Genomic DNA, 20628 nt, shown 5'->3' with positions numbered 1-20628 from the left:
TCTGACGATGTCGCTTGGCAATGGCCTATCATTTATGATTGAATGGCAAGATACAACTGAAAATTGTTGGCATATTTCGCCAACTCAATGCCGACACCGGGGGCGTGGATGGCGGCGAGCATAATTTTTTTCTCCGGCGCAACGAATGCGCTGACCATCGCGGGCCTAACCCCGAACGATCCATTCAAGGTCGAGGAGATTCTCGTCACGACGCCGCAAGGCAGCGGAAGAATCAAAATCAATCCGTTTGTAATTCCGTCCCATGCATCCCAGACGCCCGGCCATCCACTAGAATCTATCCTGATCGAAGACGCGGATGTCGCGCTCGATCCGTGGAAGCTAAAGTCCTGGAGTCAGATCCAAAAGGACATCAAGTCCCTCAGAGACAGTGCGGCATTCGCGCTGGCCGCAGCCGCCGAAGCTGAACGGGACACGCTGCGGCAAGCGCTTCAAGGCGTATCGATAGACCTTGCGGCTGCAGGCTTTTTCGGCATCAGCGGGATACCGTTCGCAGCGGCCGGAGCTTTCGAGGCCCATCTCGGTATCGACATTGCGGCTTTTGATCCTGGCCAGGACGATACTCCACTGCTGACCGCGACGCTGACCGGAACTGGCCAGATATCGGTGCCGAACCAAATCACCCGCGCTGACGTCCGCTTTGAGGTCTCGCTGACCCGCAACGAAGTGGTCGATCTGCTGCCCTCGATATCGCTGCACCCGCTGCCCCAGTTTCCCGCGCTGCATCTGCGCTGGCCGAAGATCCCGTGGCCCCAACTAAGCTGGCCCGCGCTCGATTTGAGCGGTCTGATCAATCTGTTCAAGTTCGATCTACCGATTCCGAAACTCGATCTCGGCAAGTGGCCGATATCGATCCGATGGGCTACCGCGCCCAAGCCCACACTGGCGATCAACGCGCAGAAGCAGCTGGAGATCACCACCAGTCCGGCGCAGCGCGGCGATGGTACGCTGATCTACGAGAGCGCAGGCCACACTACCGATATCGCTGCGATCAACGGCTTCGGCATCACGCTCGATGCCGCCGGCACATTGTCGCTTGCGGGGAAAGTCATCCCGACCGGCGTGCCCCCCATCGATCTGCCAGCGACCACCATCGAAAAGCCCGACGCGCTGCCGTTCAAGATCGAACTGGCGGCCTCGGAGCTGAGCCTCGCTATGCCCCCGGTCGACCTCTCAAATCCGACGGCGGTGGGCGTCACCGCCACGCTCAACATGCCGCGCATCCTGGTCCGCGCCAAGAACGATCCGGCACTGCTGATCGCCGTTCATGCCGCCTATTCACAGACGTTCGACACCCTTACCGGCAATTCGTCGGGCCAACTGACCGCGCTGGAAATTGTCGAACCCTATCCGGTCAAACTTGTCGCGCTGGCAGCGCAGGAAGCGGCCGATCTTGCCCAGGCGCTGGTCCGGTTCGTGTCGGCGCTCCACGTTCAGGGTCCGAACGTCCCCGATCTGTCAAATGTTCTCAAGGTGCTCGAACGTTTCGCGGACATGATGGCGGCGGCAGTGCGCTGGCTGGCGCAGCAGGCCGGCTCCGCCGCCAGTTCGCTGCTCGGCGTCGCCGAAGCGGTCGCCGAGGTCCTGGCGAAGCTGATGCGCATGCTGTGGGATGCAATCAAGGCCCTCGGGACGAGCGGCCCCGGCATCGCAATCGTCGTGGAGGTGCGGCTCGACGCGCGCAGCTATGCGCTGCGCCAAATCGTCATCACGCCGGCATGGGTCAATGCGCCGGGCGGGAATTTTTCAGGTCAGGAGCTCGGCCTCAGCATCGACATACCGCTGGACTGGCAACCGATGCTCCTCGTCGAGCTGGATGGCTCGCCGAGCGTCGCGCTGATGGCCGTACCGCCGGTAGGTTCACTCGCAACCTTGGGAACCGATCTCTGGCTGTCGCGCGACGCCGGCGTGGAAGCCGTGAGGGATACCGACCCGGACGGCAAACGGGCTGATAAGCGTCTGATCCAAGCCACCGCGAAATTCAATACTACGACGGCGATTGCGGTCATCCGCCTGAGTGGCGGCAAGGCCCAATTCATGCAGGCCTGCAAGGCGACAGTCCAGGCGACGCCGATCATGCCGCCGGCCGGGACCAGCCTGCCCGCGGGCTTGATGGTCGCGCGCATGACGGGCGCGATCACCTATTCGCCGCTCGATTGGGCGAGTGTCGATGTCAACATCGAGGCTCAGACCGACAGGCTGCTGCCGTTCCTTCAATCATCCAAACAGAGTACGCCGAAGTTTGTTGACGCGCTCGGCCAGTACATCCAGGTCACCGCGAAGAAATCTGCTGTTCCGGTCGGAAACGGTGCCTTTGATCTGCCGATCAGCGTGACGCTGAAAATCAAGGACGCAAATGTCGATTTCGATCTCAACGTCCACATCGACCTCACGAATTTCAGCGTACGATTGTCCGGCGGCGATAAGGTCCGCATCTTCGGCGAAGCCAGCAAATCGGATTTCAGTTTGCTTGGCCTGAACGGCAACATCGTCCTGAATGCGCCCAGAAGCGCCGATTGGCCTGCCGGCAAATTTCCGTTCTTCGGGCTGGATTTCTCGAGCGGTGACGTGCGCCTCTCACTGGCTCCTGAGGCGCGGCTCGACCTTGCCTACGGCCAGGTGGCCAGCGGCGGCCGCGGCATCGTGTTTCATGTCGATGAGCTCGGAATGTCGCGCAGCGGGCTCGACCTGGCGGCCAAGGTCGACCGTGACACTCCGGTGCAACTCGCCGGCGTCGACATGCCGTTCCGCTTCGATGGCGGCGGGCTCTCGATCAAGAACAGCGAAATCCAGGCATTTTCGATCAAAGGCTCCGGGCAACTGCCTCCTGAACTGGTCGGCGAAGCCAACGCCACGATTTCCATCTCGATGGGAAGGGGAAGCGACGGCTCGCTGATTGTGCAGAGCGCCGAAGCCAAACTCGACAAGGCCAACGATCCGATCGTTTGCCACGCCACACGGTTCGTGCTGACTATCACCGCGCTTGGCCTCGAATTTCAGAACTTTACCGGCAATGGCGCCGGCTATCATTTCTACTTCACCCTGACTGGGACCGCGGTATTCCAGCCACGGGAGGGCGAATTCACCGACGGGCTGCTGAAATACCTCGGTAGCATTACCATCACCCTGGACAAGGCGCCGCTCGCTCGGGATTCGTCGATGCTGCTGCGCGCGATTAAGTTCCAGGTCGCCGTGGTTCCGGCCAAGCGATTCAACTTCTTCAATCTATTCAACTTCGAGCTGCGCGGCATCGGATTCCATCCGGCTTCGCCGGCGTTCGGCGGCAAGCCGGCATTGTCGATTTCCGGACAGGTCAATTTCGTCGAAGCCGGCGATATCGTCAGCCCGAGAATTGATTTTCACGAGCTATGGATCGCGCCGCCGAAGGCTGGCCAGTCACTCCCGCAGATCCGGTTCGACGGATTGACGCTCGGCATACGCTTCGGCGGTGCGGCATCGATCGAAGGCACGGCGATGACCGTGGACGATACCTTGCCGAGTCTTTACTCGCCGGGCGCACTTCCAAAGGACGTCACCGTCCACGGCTTCCTTGCTTCCGGCAAGCTGACCATCAAGGGCTGGGGCGCTATGTCCGCCGCGATGGGCTTCCTCGAGCTTCGCAAACCGGGCGGCGATTTGCGCCAGGCGTTTTTCCTTTATGGCGAGGCCGACGACCTTTCGATCGAAATACCGACCCCGGTCGGTCCGATCTATCTTCGGGAGGTCGGCTTTGGCTTCGGCTACCGCTTTACGCTCGCCGCCTTCAACCGCGCCGATCAGGTGACCAACGTCAAGGACCTCATCAAAGTCCTGGACGACATATCCAAATACCAGGGCAACCTTGCCTCGGTAAAATCGTGGGAGCCGGAGGCGGAGGGCAATCGCGTCACGCTGGCGCTACGGGGCTTGATCACGATCGAGAGCGCCTCCGAGGAAACCGAATATAACGCCGACGGCGAAAAGGAGCTTCCTAACCCGATCCTATTCGACATCGTCGCAGCCCTGCGCAGCGACTTCACCTTCTTCTTGAACGCGCGGGTCTGGATCGCACGCAACTACGCTGACTGGCATGATTCCAGTGTCAATGATGGATGGCGCAACAACCCGACCCTGCGCGGTTATGTCTACCTTTCAGTCCCGCGCAAGGAGTTTCTCGGGCGCCTAATCGCCGATGGCACCGGCGACGTCGAGGGTACTCATCCAAAACTGCCGGCGCCGCTCGTCAAGGCCATGAAGAACATTCGGTGGTCGGCGACGACATACATCCGTCCCGGGCTGTTCCACCAGGAATTCGGCTGGCCTTACGAACTCGGTTTCACGTTCGAGGAGAGGCAGAGCGGCGGCAGCTTCCAGATCGTCTGCGAGGGCGGGCTGATCAACCGCATCGAGGACGGCTCGATGCTGTATGGCATCGCCTTCCGCGCCCGAGGTTACGCCCAATTTGGCGGCCAGGTCGGCGGCCGCTCGTTCGGCGCTTCTGTGGCGGCGCGCGCGGACTTCGCCATCGATGCAAAATTCATTGCGTACATCTCGGTCAAGCGCTTCAGCGAAACACTGTTCTACGGCTCGATCGCTTTCGACATCTCGCTTTCGCTGCAGGTTCGCGTATGGCTCGAGTTCAGTGTCGGTTTCACCGACATCCATCTGGAAGTCGGTTTTTCGATTTCGCTGACGATCTCGATCGCACTTGAGGCCGCCGCCACGCCGAACAGCATCGCAGCGCGTGGTGCGGCATCGGTTGCCGTCGGGGCGTTTGGTCGTCACATCCGGCTGGGTATCGGGTTTGCGATCAATCCCGGACGCCTCGACGAGGCACGGGCGCGCGTCGAACGCTTCATGCAGCTTGGCCTTACGGTTGCGATGCCGGACGCTGAAAAGGGCATCGCGCCGCCGGCACCGGAGCTGCCGCGCGGACCTAGTGCAGCCGATGCCGACCAGGCTGCCAACGACGCGCTGGACAAGCACGACGCGGTGACCGCCCCCGCACCCGGCGCGGCCCCGACCGCGCAGGGGCGGCCGCTGCAGCCGACCGCGTATTGGGCGATGCTGTTTCCGGTCGCCGGCGACCAAGGCACCGGCGACGACGAGCGATTTGTGATGGTCTTCGTGCCCCGGGATCACACCGAAACCGGATTGGATACCAACAAACTCCCGACCAGCAGAGATGGCCAGTCCTTCAGCAGCTTCTACCCACCGCCGACGATTTTCGAGTCGGGCGGCGGTGTTTACCCGACGGCGCTGCGCATATCGACGCGAACGAAAGCAGACGGCACTCCTTTGATGACGCCCGTCGATCTGTTCCGACTTGATGCCGAGTCAGGCAAGCAGCCTATCCAATTCGGAACCCCTCCGGCAACTCCCGTGCCGCTGACTTACAATCTGGACTGGAAGATCGCCGTGTCCGGCGGCGAAGCGCTCCCGATGGGCCGGTTCCTGTCGCAATGTTTCATTCGGCAGCCAAACGCGGCCGGCGCGGCGGATCTGAACGAGCCGTTGAATACGCATATCAAGGCTGACCGCGAGAGACTGCCGGATAACCGCGAGTCCGCCGCTCAAGTGCTCACCGAAGCGGGCCGAGATCAGATCAATCTCGGAATCGAATATCGCGCAGCCAACGATATCGAGGAACGACGCTCGGCCGCGATCGCCTCGTTGTGCGATTCCGCAGCCAGGCTTGCGGCCGGCGCCGATGCTTCCTGGCAGGCGGGCGCGGCTGAGGTCGGGCTGGACATCCGGACCATGGGAATTGCCTTTGTCGTGAAACGAGGCGACATCGACAAGCTGTTCGAACGGGCTTCAGCCGACGATCTTCCGCGTGTCGCAAATTTCAACGTGGATTCCGCAGTCAGCTCGATCGTTCCGCTCGATGGCAACGTCCATCTCTTCAATCCGCCGGAACGGATGTTCAGGGAGCGCGCGCCGAGGCTGGCCGATCCGGTCATCGAAGCGACCGCGAGCGGCATCCGGCTCGACTGGGACCTCGAGCCCGCATTCGGCGCATCGACCGGTGTGTGGAACGACCCTGAATTCAACCTGAAGCACTACCGGATCGAGCGCGTCGTAACGACGCCGGATAGCGTCGACAGCCAGTACAAGCCGATGCGCATCACGACCAAGGCGGCCGGTCCCATGCGTCTGGTGCGCGACCCGGTCACCGCCAATTTCGTTTGGCGTTTCGTGCGACCCAACGCGCAATTCGTCGACGATCTGTCTGACCTTCCCGATGAGCTGCGCCGCTTGCTGCTGCCGCCGTCGAACATACCCGCGAGCAAGCCGGGCGGACCACCGGCGAACATTCCGAACCCGCCACCCAATGTGCTGCGCTACGTCGTTGTGCCGGTCGACACGGCCGGCACAGATGGACCGCCGACGCCGCTGGTGTTGCAAACCGAAGCGGTCAAGCCGGCGCGCAAAAGTGTCAGCCGTGCGGTGCTGCATTTCGAATATCGCGGCAGCAAAGACCAGGTAATCGCCGACGTTACCTCGACGGCCTCCTTCATACCGACCTTTACGCTCGGTATCGACGACGCTGCCGACCACCCGGCCGCCGACCCGAAGAAGCGCAATGACCTGAAGTCGCCGCGCTCCTACGTCGTGCGGGTCCGGAATGAACTTGCGGTTCCGATCGGGCTCTATGGTTCGGATGCGGTGAGCGACGCCCGTGCACGGCCGTCCGCGGCCGACTTCGCGATCAAGCGCCCGACAGACCGGGATTTCGTCATCACCTTGACCGATGGAGTGCTGCCCGGACCCGACGCAGGCAAGGTAAAGGAGCCGAGCTTCGACGACCCGACCGGGGTCGTGGCCGCGGCATTGCCGCCGAAGCCGGGGTACATGATTGATAACCTGGATGGCTTCAGGGAGGCCATCGGAGCAAAACGGACAGCGCGGAATCGGCTCGACAGCGGACCGATCGGCGTTCGCTTCGCGATCCAGCCCAAGCTTGACCTCGGCCTTAAAGGCGTTGAGCCGCCGTGGTGCCCGATGGACGCAACGATCCTGATTGATCTGACCGGCGTCGCTACCAAGGACAATTTACCGGCGGTCGCCGCGCCGGTCGAAGTATTCGAACACCCGGTCAAAATCGAGTCGGCGCCGTTGCTGTCGGAAGATCTCGATGGGGACGCCGGCCGGGTCACCATCCTGCACCCCGACAAGGATGCCACCCTTGCCCAATTGCTCGGCTGGAACGACGGCTCAACAGGTACGCCGCCGGTTCGGCGCATGCGCGATGCTGCGCGCCGCGTCGCTACGAAGGTTCGATGGAACGCCCGGCCCGCCGCATCAGACACGCTGGCCGCGGACCATAGTGCCAAGCGGTCTGCGTTGTACTTCGGTGGATACGACATTTTCGAGCTCGATGTCGCCGGCGAAGCCGAAGGCGCCACCAGTGCCCCGGCGGCGCTGAGCCTGCGTTACCCATTCAGTAATTCCACCGTGGATGCCAATCCTGGCACCGCACTGCGCATCCACACCGTAGATGGCACGATGGATGCGATCTACGTCGGCGGCGATTTGGCGGCGCTGGACCGGCTTGACGATTCCGGCGACGCTGCCAAAGGCCAGATCCGCCTAGTCCAGATCGACAATCTGGCGAACGCCCTGACCTTCGATCTCAAATTATGCGTGCGCGCGCGCGGCTATCGCAAACTCATCGTCGAGCCCGTACGCGGCAAGCCTCCCTTCGCCAATGGCAAAATTCTGGCACTGATTTTCACACGTGATCCTCCCGCAGGCCACCTGGCGCGCGTTCAAGCCTTACCGCCGTCGCTGGCGCGGCTCGATCCAGCCGAAATCATTGATTTCGCCAAGCTCGAGGCGCACTATCCAAGTGAAACCAGCCGGCTGTTGGCGTCGAGCTCCATAAGGCAGGGCGCGTGGTATTCACCTGCGGAATCCTTCCTTGTCTGGCCGGAGCGGATCTTGCGCCGCTCGCTGGCGATCAATGTTGACGAGCCGCTGTTGACCGAACTGCTCTCCAACGGTCGGCCTGAACGCATTGCCGTTGCACTCAAGATTAGCGATCAACTCAGCGGCGAGGTGCGGCGGCTTCTGGCCGACGGAGCCGAAGAAATCCTGCATCCGGAAGGACTGAAGGCACAATGGACCGCCGCGGTCTTGCGCGAACTCTTTCAAAACCTGGTCTGGAATGCGAACGCTCCGGATATTCGCGCGGCATTTGAAGCGAACCCCGCACCGTTCCGCAACGCGCGCATCACCGTCCGGGCCCTCAAACCCGGCGCGACCGGCGCGCCGGACATCGTGCTTGGTAGCACCGACTGGCAGATCGATCTCGACCCGCCCGTGCATCCCGTGCTCGCCGACGTCATCGACTGGGCGCGATATCAGACCGCGCCGCGCCTCAGGCTGCGATACCCTCAGTTGGATCTGGCCAAGCCGGCTATAGAGGCGATCGAGACGTGGCTATCCGACCCGGCAACCAACATCGGACCCTCGGTCCAATTCTCCATCGCAGACTGGAGCGGCCTGGTGCCGGCGCTCGGCTTCCAACTCGGCCAGGACTTCCAGTTCCCGCCGGCGGGTCAAATCACCGAATTACGGCTCGAAGTTCCGAAAGGGAAAACGGCAGCCAGTCGGACCGACATCGTCAACCAGATCATGACCGCGATCAGTCGGCTGGCCCTGCGACTCGACGGCGTACAAGTCGCAGCACTTGGCGCGCAGCAGGCGGCGGCGAAACTCGTCATCAATCTCGGCGCAACACCAGGTACGCCCGGTCCAGGTCCACAGCCGTTCAAGATCGCGGCGCAGACCAGGCCGGGACCGCGGTATCGCCGTTACGAACCGGTTCTGGAGCAATCGCCCAAGATCGGCGCAAAGGAGGTCGCAGGCTGGTTCGATGAAACGCCGGTGCAGCGCGATCCCTACGGCTGGAGTATCATGCGCAGCCTCGGGCTCGCCGCGGGCCTCAAGCTCTACGACACCGAGGCCCGTGACTATGTCCCTCCCGCCGATGCGCTGGAGATCCTGCGGACCGCCTTTGATGAGATTCTGCGGAGATATCCGCTGACCGATTTCGGCTCGCCGTTCGTCGATATCGTCACCCACGCCGGCGGGACCATGTCGCTGGCCTCGTTCGACGGCGGCATGAGTGGCGTTGCGGCCAACGAAGTAGCTGCGCTTCTTGACGATAAGGCGTTGTCGCTGGTCCAGATTTCGCTGCGACCGACCGTCGATAGATTTGCCGGCGCTTGGGTCGACAGCGGCGATGAAAGGGGCGGAAGCCGCCAGCCGATCGATAAGGTCGTGGCGTACTTCGCCATCAAGTCAGCCTTCCCGGACCGTACCGACAAGGCGAAAATCCAAATCGATCTGAACGGCCTCAATCCTGCCCAGGGGCTGGTGGCCATTGCAGAGGTTATCGATCTTTCGTCCGGACTGGCGAAACCCCCGATCGTGACGTTGATCGCCAAGGCCGATACCGGCGATGCGGTCAAGACCTTGCGCGAGGCCATGCTCGACGGCGCCGGCGAGCAGCAAACGCTCGAAATCGACGCTAGCAAACTCAAGAAGGGCGACATTGCAGCCCTTGCGCGCGTCACCGTCAACCTGGCCGATGCAGCGGCCGTGTTCGGCCAGCCTACCGGCGCGGCATGGGTCACCGGCGCCGACATCGAGCAGGTCGCATCACCCGACGATTGCAAGGTGCAGCCTTTCGGTCGCTTCCCGGAGATGACGGCACGGCGGTACAGCGCACTGGCCGGGCCGGGGGGGCACAAGTCCTTGCTGGACGCAATCAAGCGCTTCCGCAGCTACGCGCTGCGCCGCCTGCCGGATGGGTGGCCAAACGCAACCGACGAGCCGACCGTGGTGGCGCGTATTCCCGAATGGACGCGGCGCTTCATCGAACACGGGCCTGCGTCGCGGCCGGAGCGGACGAAGATGCCGTTGTTCGCGATCGCCGAAGTCACACGCCCGGATCCTTGGCGCGTCGGCGTGGCCGGTGACGGCACGATGGAGGTATTGTTCACGCATGACGACCGCAAGCGGCGCTTGAAGCGGTACGCGGTACGCCCATACGGAAGGTACGAGGCTTTCACCGATGCGCTGACCCACGCGACTGACCCCGACGTTCCGCCAAAGCCGCCGCGACTCGGCGGCGCTTGGGTCGACGTGCTGGCTGACAGCACCGACGCACAACAAAAGTTCGAGAACAATTGGAGCCAGCGATTCTTCGACGTTGTGATCCCGCGAAGCGAACCTTTGGCGCCTCCGGTCCTCGTCGATGCCCGGCGCATCGAGATTCTGCCACCGACCGCCGCCACCGATCCCGCGCCGCGCAAGGTGCTCGAGTTTCTTTACTCACGACATCCGGAAGAAGTTCTTTCCGAGGCCAACGTCACCGTCGAGGGCGCGTTGTCGTTCGAGACCGTCTCGTTCGGCTTCTGGCGTGAATTCCCGATGCAGAGCTGGGCCAACGACCTGCAAGCGAATATCGACACCACGGAGGCGTTTGGCGGCTGGGACCATCGCCCTGCCCCGTTCAAGCTGATCGACAGCAGCGACGAGTTCGGCGGACTTGCGCAATTGCCTCCGCCGCAGGGCAAGACCGACTTTGTCCCCGGCCGCTACACTGATGGCTGGCGTGGTGCTCTAGCGCTACGCACCGAAGCGCTTCCGTTCTTCTTCCGCACCCATGTCGCAGCATTTGCCTCGGCCGGCGTGGTGGTGTCGGAGCCGGTCGTCGCGACGATCGAGGAAGGGCACTACGAACTCGCGTTGCCGTGGAGGCCGAGCGTCCCGCCCAAGCCTGGTGACATCAATGCTCCCACTCCGCCGCCTGACTGGTGTGTCAAAAGGCTGAACAATCCCGATCGCGTCTGGGTAACCTTCCGTCTTCCCCTTGCGCGGTTGTTCGATTCGATGCCGCAGGACTCGCGGAAAGTCTGGTTGCAAGCCAACAATATTCCCGACGTCTTCATGTTGCCCGATCCAGTGGCGCGCTATGAGATCGGCGTTGTCGCGACTGATGACGCCGGGCTGTCGGCCGCATCGGCTGAACTCGACATCATCGGACAGCAGCGGCCAGTCATACCAGTGCCCGGGCAGCCGGCCGCAGCATCCGGCTACCGGATGAACCTGGTCGGCCCCTTGTTCGACCCGTCGTCGCCGACGTCTCCCCCCGTCGAGCCGCCCGCCGTCAACGGGATATGTTGGAAACTCTATCCGTCGGTGCTGGTAAAGGGCGACGCGACGCTGCCATCGGAAAAATTCGCGCCATCGATCGCCACGACGGATCCTACAAGCGGTGGCGGCGACCCGTTGCGCAAATTCGTGCTTGCGCCGGAAGATTTTGGCGCGGCCGGAATCTGGCCGGTCGTTGCGCCGACCACGACACTCACCTTCGAAGTGCATGTCCCCGCCGTCAACACTGGCTGGCCGGCCTTTACCGCAGCCGTCGCGGCGTGGCGCGATGTCTATCAAGACTACCGGGCCATTGTGGGAGCCAAGGACATTTGGGAATTCCTTGATCTTTGGGCCCGCACCAATTGGCCTCCGCCGGCAGACCAGCCGAGACAATTCACCACCGCCGCGTTCGCCGCGGGTCTTCCGTGGCCATCGACCCTGCCGGCCGACGTCAGCACCACCCAGACTGGCGGATGGACATGGCCGACGCTCGCCAGTAGCGCCGGCGGCATCACGCAGCGCCAAAGTGTCCGTGCTCTCATCCCAAGGACCGGTTACAACGCGGCAGATTTCAAGACCATGATCAGCGGACCCATTTGCGCCGAAATGCGTCGCGTCGTTGCCGCGCGCAAGGAGGCCAAGAGCCGCTTTGCGAACTATTCGCCGCTCAACACCGTGTTGCCGGCCGATCCAGCCGTCCTGCCGGCGTCCGGCTCCATCGCAAAGGCGGCCTATCGCCTCGCCACCACCAAGACGCTGCCAAGTTCTGTCGATGTGATTGTCGCGATCCCGATCACTGTCGATACCCGCGCGGCAGGTACGTACGCCAAGATCAACGCACTGATCCTGGCGGTTGAAGCCAGGGATTTCACGGCAACCGCCATTCTCGATCTCGGCGCCTTTGAGGACGGGGTTGCCGCCGTGCTGGAGATGCATCTGCCCTGTCAAGCACTGTCCGACCCGAGCATTGTCGCAGCACTGGGGGATCTCGATGGCAACGCCATGGCAAGGCTCCGCGTCTGCTCGCTATTGCTGCGGCAGCCACCTGACGACGGAGAGCGCAAGTCGATCATGGATGCGATCAATCAACTCGCGTCTGATCCGCAAGAGGACAAGGCCGGCCTAGTGAAATTTGTGGACCGCTGCCTTGCCGACCAGATTTTCGGCAGTGGGCGATCGCCGCGCGTGAAAGTCTACCGCGGCACAGCCGTACCGTTGTTTGATCCAATCGCAAGAGCAGGGGCGTAGCGATGGCTGGTCGCATGACCGCATTTCGCCGGGTAGGCATCGACGGGCCTGACTATGGCAGCAACGGAGCGCTGTGGCAGGCCTGGCTCGATCTCGGCTCGCAACCCAAAGCGGCCGACCAACCGCCGCGAAATAGTTCGATCCGAGTGATCTTGCAGGCCGCGCGCGCCGATCAGGTACCCATCCAGGATCAGGCCGACGTCCTGTTCCAGGAACCGATGTTGCTGGCGATGGCGGCAACAACCGTCGACTTCCGCAACGACCCTGGCTCGGCGCCTTCTATCACGATCGGAAGAGCGCAATTCACGCCGCTCGCCCTCGCCGATTTGTCGCCGTTGCCGGCGGCGGCCGGCGTGGCTGGACCGCCGCCCCGCCCTTCCCGCTATTCGGATTTGAGGGTGGCGCCGAAAACCGCATGGCCGCCGCGGCCGGACGGATTCGTCAAGATCGACAACGTATTCGAACTTGCCGCGCCTCAGCTTCGCGCTACACGCGGCCGGATTCCCGTCGCCTGCGCGCTGGATGCCGAACCGAAACCTAGCGTCGGCTACGCGCTGACCAAACAGCTGTCAATCGAATGGGCGACGCCTGGCGACTACATTCGAATCTTCGGCGGGCTGTTCATCCGGCGGCGGAAAACCGCAAAGCCCATCCCCGGCCATACCAAGGTCTCGGATGCCATCACCTTCGATCTTACGCCAGACGGAGTCGAATTCGACGTCCTCGCCCCCAATCCGTTCGGAACCAGCAATGGTGACCGATTGCCGTTGCGCCTTCGTCTGGTTCCGGTGGAAATCGGCAACGGACTGACCGGCCTGCAACTGGACCTGATCGATCCAGTTTCGGATTCGGCATCGTTGATCAAATTGAAAGCCGGCCTGAACTGGATGTCGCGCGACCTCACCGATCGAGGCGGCTGCATCTCGCTGCAGGTCGATACTTCCGCCCTTCCACCGCTGGCCTGGCCGCTTCAGGTCAAAGGTGAACCGGCTGCGCCGGTCTGGGTGTGCGACAATCCGGCTGCTGTGCCCGGCGCGGATCTGATTCCGTCAATCCGCATGCTTGAAGACGCGGTGGCCGCTCGGCTGCTGACGCGCGAGGACTATGGCGGCGGCGAACCCGGCGTCGCCGAGCTTACCGGTCACAGGGCCACCCTATCCGCACGCAGGGGGACCGATCCTGTTGTCCTGACCATCACATCGCAAGCCGAACGTCCGGCCGCGCTGGAAGAAGCTGCCACGGCATCGCCCACTATCCTGCTGACATGGAGCGAGGCCGCCAAGCCGCCGTTCAATCCGGACAAGATAGAGGTCAAGCCGTTTTCGGGAATTGTCGACGCCTCTCCGCTCGCGGCGCGTCTCGGCGAGGTCTGGGCGGTATCCGGCGCCATCGCCAGCGGGACGCGGCCGCCCTATGCTTTCATTGCGCTCGAACGCGGCTGGGTTCAGATGCCGCTTCCCCCCGCGCCGAAGCCCGATGATCCACCGCCGGTCAAGCTGCTCGCCGCAGGCTCAGCGTTCCGCGGCTTCCTTCGGGTTGCGGTCGATGCCGGCGGCTCCACCGCACGTGCCGACGATCCGACGCTGCCGGGTCTGGAAATCGTCGGCGCGCAAAGCGTCAACGCCACCGTGATCTGGAAGAAGCCGCTCGACACCGCTCTGCCGCGCAGCATCGCCGTTGCGGTAAATGCTGCGGCCGGAACGCTTGAAGGCGTATTGTGGGCGGGCGAGGCCAGTCCTTCGCCGACCGAAATCTTGCCGCCGCTGGACGCCGGTCCGGCTTCCCTGACCAGCGCTCCAATTGCATTCGGTGTCAGCGGTCCGACAAACTGGCAAGTCCAGGTGGCCGGCTTCCGTGAAAAAGGCGTTGGGTCGATCAGCTTTAGGCTGCCGCTGTTCCCGTCTGCTGTGGATCCCCTGCTGGTCTGGCAGCCGCATCAGACCCTTGCGCTGGTCTCATCGGTATCGATGACCAGAACTGCCGAAAGCGCCAAGCGGCCCTCGGCAACACGCGAGCTGGTCCCTGCCGAAGTGATCGGCAGCCCGACCACACCGTTGACATTGACTTTCGCCACCGACACCGACGGCAACGCGCTACGGCTGCCGTACATCGATACACTGCCGTTGAATACGACGGCCTATGGCGACGGCCGCTGGCGCTGGCCTTGGCCACCGCAGCGGGCCGTGGCGCCCGGGCCGTATCCGTCATCTCCCGAAGAAAGCGCGGGCGTGGCGCTGGCTTCGCTGACATTGCCGGGCATCGAGTTCACGCCTTCGGCGGATGCAGCCACGCCTGTGTCGAGCAGCCAGATGCGGGTGTCACTCCGCTACGACTTGCCGGTGCTCGACGAGCTGTTCGCAGATTCCAAGGCGCCGGAGCCGAAGGTGCCGATTTCCGGTGACGCGAAATCGCAAGCCGGATCGTCCGATGCGGCGCCCGAGAGCCCGAAAAGGATCGACACACCGCCAACGGCACTCGATCTGGCGCGGCTATCCGGCGTGTGGTTCGAAAACGCACGACGATTGGCGCGCGCACGGACCGAAGGCGATCGCGTCGTGCTTCGTGAATTGCAAGATCAAGACCACAAGCCCGTTGTTGAACTTTGGCATCGGTTAAGCGGCGTAACCGATGGCATCGTTCGCGGTATCGCAGAGCCGTATGTCTGGAAGCCGCCGACATTCGGTTTCAGTGCTCTGCCTCCGGCACCAAACGTTGACGTCCATCTCGGCGCTTATATCCTTGGTAACACTTGGCAGTATGGACCCGCGGCGCTGGCTGGCCTGCCCGACACTAACTTCACAATTCCCACGACCGGCAATGAACTGAAGCCCTCGACGGCGCCCGGTCCCGGCCAGATCGAGGTGAAGGGCTTCGCAGCATCTTCTTTCCCCGTCGCCTTCACGTCACCCGGTTCAGCGACGCCCGTGACCCAGCCCAACCATCTGCAAGACGCGCGTGGCTTGTCGCTCGCGTTGGTTCCGGATCTGACTTCGCCTCTTCAAACTAGCCGGACCGCGGCGCTGCGTGCGGCGCCCGACGACCTGGCCCTGGTGCTGGCAACGTTGCGCAAGCCGGTCAAAGTCATGGTCGGTGACGTCGGTTGCAGTTTCTGGTTCCGTGACCTGCCGCTCAAGACGGACGCCGGCCAGCTGACCTTCGATACCTCCGGTGGTCTTGAAACCGGACTCGGGCCCGATCCCGCCGCCATCAATCGCAACCGGGTCACACGCACGGTGTACGAATGGGGTTTCTTCGGTCCGCAAGAAGAGAGACCGCCGGGGGGGAAATCGTGGAACCAGAAAAAACCAAAGCGCGGTCGGTTTGAGTTCGACTTGGCTGGTCCTTTGTCCGCCCGACCGTTACGTCTGCTCAGTGTTGACATCGCTTCCGCTGGCGGTGTGCTGCAGTTCGAATTGCTGGCTTCCGTGCAATACAAGTCGCCTCCTTCCGACGACAATGACACCGCGCCGTTCGCCGCCGAAGCGATCTATGCGACCGGCAATCTTGTGCGGCTGACGTTTGGGCCCGGATCGATGCCGGACGGTAGTCTCGCCCTGACCAAGATGATTCGGATCGAAATCAAGGATCCTTCGGATCCGACCATGGTCTCCGACCCGTTCGTTCCGCCGTCCAAGGTTGATCCAAAACCCGGCGACAAACCGAAGTCGGTTTCTCTGGTGTCGGATGTTGAGGTACATCACGGGCCCAATCAGGCTGCCTCGAAGACCTCGAAAACACGCTTGAGCCTCGATTTCCATTTCACCCGGGACGTCCAGAACAGTAAACCCGACATCGCGTCCGCCAACCTTCGTGTGCGTCTGTTCGGACAGGACTGCAATCTCGACACCACTGATGCGGGCTTCAATCCGCCCGGATTGACCGCGTCATTCAGCGCTTCGCCGGTAGAAGGCATCCTGAACCTCAAGAAGATGGAACTGATCTGGCCGGAGCGCGGCGGTCCGATGCTTTATCTCGCCGACGGCGACCTCACCGTTCCGCTACGCAACGCGAATAGCCCGCCAGTTTTCAAGCGCAACTTTACCAACGGTACGCTGCAATGGCTTGGCCTCGGATCTCGCCCCGCCGATGGGGCGGAATCGATCGATCACGAAACCGGGGTGGTCACGATCGAAGTCAAGGACAAGATCGCCGGCCCGGTCGACGGGCAGCAACCTCCGATGCTTTTCCGCGGCTTCCATCTGCCGGCCGGGACGTTGCAGGGGGTGGTGGCCGTCGTATTCCCGAAAGGACATGCCGTCGAAGGCCAGAAATGGCCGACATGGCCAACCCCTGCGCTCGGCTCGGCCTTGGTCGAATTCGCGTTTGACGCCGATACGTCGACATCGCCGCAACGGATCACCGCCATCCGGCATCGTCACAGCGGCGCCGCGGCAGTTGACGGCAACCCGGTGCGCTGGACCTCGCGGTTGTTGTTCGACGCCGCATTTGCGGCGCCGGGCCTCGACATCAGTTCGGTTTCGTGGCCCGTCGGCTACGCGACGCCGAGCCGCGTCACGTTCGATCCCGATTCCTCCGTGCCGGGGGACTGGCCGGCAACGCTGACCATGCGTGGCAGCGGCGACCCGCTTGCAAAGCTGATGCTCGCGCACAAGGTACAACCGCGGCTTTGCGCACATGAATTGCCGACGGACATCCTTGTTGCCAACGGGAACGCCGTGCTCCTTGGCAGGTCGTGGTCGTTCCGAGCTGTCGTCGATCACACATTGACACCCGTGAAGGGAGCGTGGCCGGGTGCGCCAGCCACGCTGGCGAACACTCCGCTGATATGGACGTCAATCGATGAAGTCATTATGTTCGACATGCACGGGCTCATTGCGGCGGCAAATCTGCAGCCGGATCCGGCGCGAGATCGATACGCATTCCTCGCGCGCTACAAGGACTCCGCGCTGGACGCCGATGTCCGCATAGCCGGCGTGGTTCGCCGCGCGCTTGCTGATGCAGGCTTCCCCGTTGAATATGTCATGCAGGCGCTGAAAGGGACCGTCGCACCGGACTCGCTCGTTCTCACCGGCGCTGCACTGACCGAAGTCGTGACGTCGCTGGAAACGCCGAACCGAGGCGTCGTGCTTGTCCCCCAATGGATCCTGCCATGGTCGCCCCTGTCCAGTTCTCCGGGGGGAGACGCGAACGGCGAGGCCGCCCTTGGTGCGCTGAAAGCCTGTCCGCAAACCCACACCGACAACGGCGATCGCGTTTACAATATTGCTCTGTATGACGCGACAGCCGGCACGCCACGGTCGCTGGAGGGACCGCCGCCCAGTTCGTGTGCGGTTCAGGACGGAACGCAAAGTCTGCTTGAAACACTGATGTCTTCCATCGTGGGCGGCGGCAAGGCCCGCGCGATGGTCGCCGTCGATCAGGCCATGCTAGTGCCAAAGACCGCGGCCGTTCCCCCGCTGTCCCGGCCGCTTTTCCCGCGCACGCTGCTGGCGTTGAGTGCGGTGGCGGAAGCCTACGGCAAGGCGCTGAGCAGCAATCCCGTGCCACCATTTGTCCGGCGGATCAGTTGCTTGACGGCACGGGAGGTACCCCTTGACGGTGTCCGTGCTTCTGGCGAGGTCAGGTTTACGGTGACGGCATGGCCCCCGAATTCGCCGCCCCTCGATCCTGCCGCGCCGGCGGTGACACTTATCGTGACCGACGCAGCATCGGTGCAAAATGACTTTCTTCCCGCCGCGCTTGCCGCCACGCTGGTCGATTCCGCCAGCAACCAGGTGGTCCTTGACGGCAAGCAACGCGCCGATGCGTCGATGCGCGCATTCGGGTTGAGCGCGAATCCGCGGGTTCTGATACTCGCCAGCGTCGACAGCAGCTACTTGACGATTCACGATCCTAAATCGTCTCGCGATCCGGATTCGCCGTCGCGGATTCCGCCACCGCACGTTTCGTGGCTGGTTACGCAGCCCGCGATGCCGCTCATGAAGGAGCAGCGGCCGCACGTTTTGCGAAGACTGTCCGATACGATCTATGCCTCGCCGGCACTGGGTTGGCCGCTGGTTACCCGTGCCGATGACACCGCGAAAGCGCAGGTCAGTCTTGGCGAGGAAGAAGTTCGCCGCAACGAGCAGCACGCCTGGGCGGGGCGCGTGCGGGGCTTGGCATGGCCAGCAATCGCATGGAACCGCAGCGCGATTGCGGATGACGAGATCCAGCACGACCCGACCGGCGCTCCTGACCAGACTGTTGAAGGCGGCTATCTCCCGGCCGATGCCGCAGAAATGCGCGAGAGCGCCTTCATCACGGCCGGACAACGGGTTGCATTCCGTCGCCGTGCCGCAAAGAGTCTGCGCGCCCCACCCGACCGGCATTCCGTGCTGGCTCCTCCGCGAGCCCGCGCGCCGACCATTGACGCGATCGCCGCGGCGTTCGGTCAGGCTCGAAATCCGCTGCCTGAAGCCGCCAAATCGGCGGACCGTGCCGGTCTCGCGCCGATGCTTCCGGGCGCGATCGAAGCCACTGTCACCGGACAACGGCCTGGTGTCATGCTCTCGCAGTTTGAGGGCGTACTGCTGACATCGTTCATGGTGCCGTTCGACAAGGATTTCAGCCGGTTCGGTCGCCCGGCCTGGCGTGGACCCCTAACCCTACGCCAGGTTCGAGCCCCGCGATCATCGGCGCTCCCCGAAATCTCCGACCTGGCGATCCGGCGCAAGACTTACCTCTCGATGGACGAGATCGATGGCGCGAAGAATCTGAAAACCTTCAAGGTTGTCGCGGGGCCGGCGCAAGTCGTACGCTTCGATCGCCACCTGACAGGCGATACGCGGAGCCCACATGCCGTGACGATCCGCGTGGAGAATCCAGATCACGGGCGTCTTTCGGCCGATTGGGACGGAAGACTCCGCCTGATCGCAACCGTGCCAACTGATCTGACCGGGCCCGATCCCGCCGCTCACGTCGCACTGGCACGGATCGGCCTCCTGCCTTCACAGACCGAGAAGCGGCGTCCACGGGTTGAGCTCAGGGTTGGGGACATCATTGTCGTATTCACCCAAATGATTTGGGCACCGCTTCCTTCAAGCGGACCCAGACCAACACGCTTGATGATCGATTTCATCGTCGAGGGACCGGCGCGTGACGCGGCGCAGGCAGCCGTCGCGCAGGCGCTTCGCGATTCCTCGGCAGACACACCGGTACGGATAACGATCCGCGGCACGCGGCCCAATCAGGCGAATGAAGGCGATCCGTCGATAAATGGATCCGGCTCTGCACAGCTTGAAACCGGAACCGTCAATCAGCTTCTGCCCGGTCCGCCGCATGTTCTGGTTTTCGACCTGCCGCACATCCCGAGCCGGCAGCGATGGCTGCCAGTCAAGACGTTCACGCTGGCGTTCGGCGATCCGGCCTATGATCGCGAACTCGGCGGCCCAACGTCCAGCAATCAGGTCGGTATCGGAGACGTACCGCACGTCCTTGCGGTCGATCGGGCCGAATATGATCCTGCCGCGACGATCCATTTGGCGTTCTGGAAGCGGCAAAAAGGCCTCAACACGAAGGTCGAAAAGCCTGCGGGCTCCTGGGCGTTGATCGTTCAGGTCGTGCCGGGCGACGGCGGACCGTCGCGATCACTGCAAATCGCGGCGACCGAGGCCAAACCCTCGAACCCCAAATTCCCTGGTTCGCGTTATGTCGTGGAAGGTTGCGAAATCTATGCGATTCCGCTCTCCGCGCTGCGAGAGCCCGTTGATCCGAAAAGCCCGTCGGCCGACGTGCCCGCAAAATTGAAGGCGGGTGACCGGTTGCAGGTCACGGTGAACAACGAAGCAGCCGACAAAGAACAACTGACACTTAATGTCGGCGTCATTGCCCAACCGGTGCTACCACCGCCGGCCGCCACGTATGGGCTCGCAACCCTGCAACGTGTGGACGCTGCCGTCGGCACAACGCTGTTTGCGACGGCGCCACTGCCCCAAGCGATCGAGTATCCCGATCTGCTCAGCGACTTGGTCGCAGGTCACGTTCGCCGGCGCGGAATGTTTCTCTGGCCGTTTGCCGGCAACGGACCGGCAGGAGCGGATTCGGGTCACGCGTTCGGATTTCTCGTCAAGGTGGATCGAACAGGCGGCGGCCAGCTGCCTTCGGCCAAGGCTGACTTCGAGAAATCCGAGAGCTGATCGGAAGGATGGCCGGCGTGCCGATTCGAATACCATCGCATGCCTGCGTACGTCTTCTACGTCGTCGTAAATGACATTG

2 protein-coding genes are annotated in these 20628 nt (G+C 62.9%); both read left to right on the top strand.

The features are described from left to right. Positions 1 to 108 precede the first annotated feature (108 nt). Positions 109 to 12414, top strand: a complete 12306-nt coding sequence (locus tag BJA_RS08005; RefSeq protein WP_038950471.1) for a hypothetical protein — start codon at positions 109 to 111, stop codon at positions 12412 to 12414. 14 nt (positions 12415 to 12428) lie between these two features. Beyond that, entirely contained in the window at positions 12429 to 20549 is an 8121-nt protein-coding gene (locus BJA_RS08000) for a hypothetical protein (protein ID WP_231166597.1), read from the top strand. Positions 20550 to 20628: the final 79 nt, after the last annotated feature.

The sequence above is a fragment of the Bradyrhizobium diazoefficiens USDA 110 genome (genome assembly GCF_000011365.1).
GTDB lineage: Bacteria > Pseudomonadota > Alphaproteobacteria > Rhizobiales > Xanthobacteraceae > Bradyrhizobium > Bradyrhizobium diazoefficiens.
This window is presented reverse-complemented; position numbering and strand designations above follow the sequence as displayed.

Excerpts from the sequence above, each read along its gene's own strand:
- BJA_RS08005 (WP_038950471.1), top strand. The coding sequence starts at position 109 with ATGGCGGCGAGCATAATTTTTTTCTCCGGCGCAACGAATGCGCTGACC.
- BJA_RS08000 (WP_231166597.1), top strand. The coding sequence starts at position 12,429 with ATGACCGCATTTCGCCGGGTAGGCATCGACGGGCCTGACTATGGCAGC.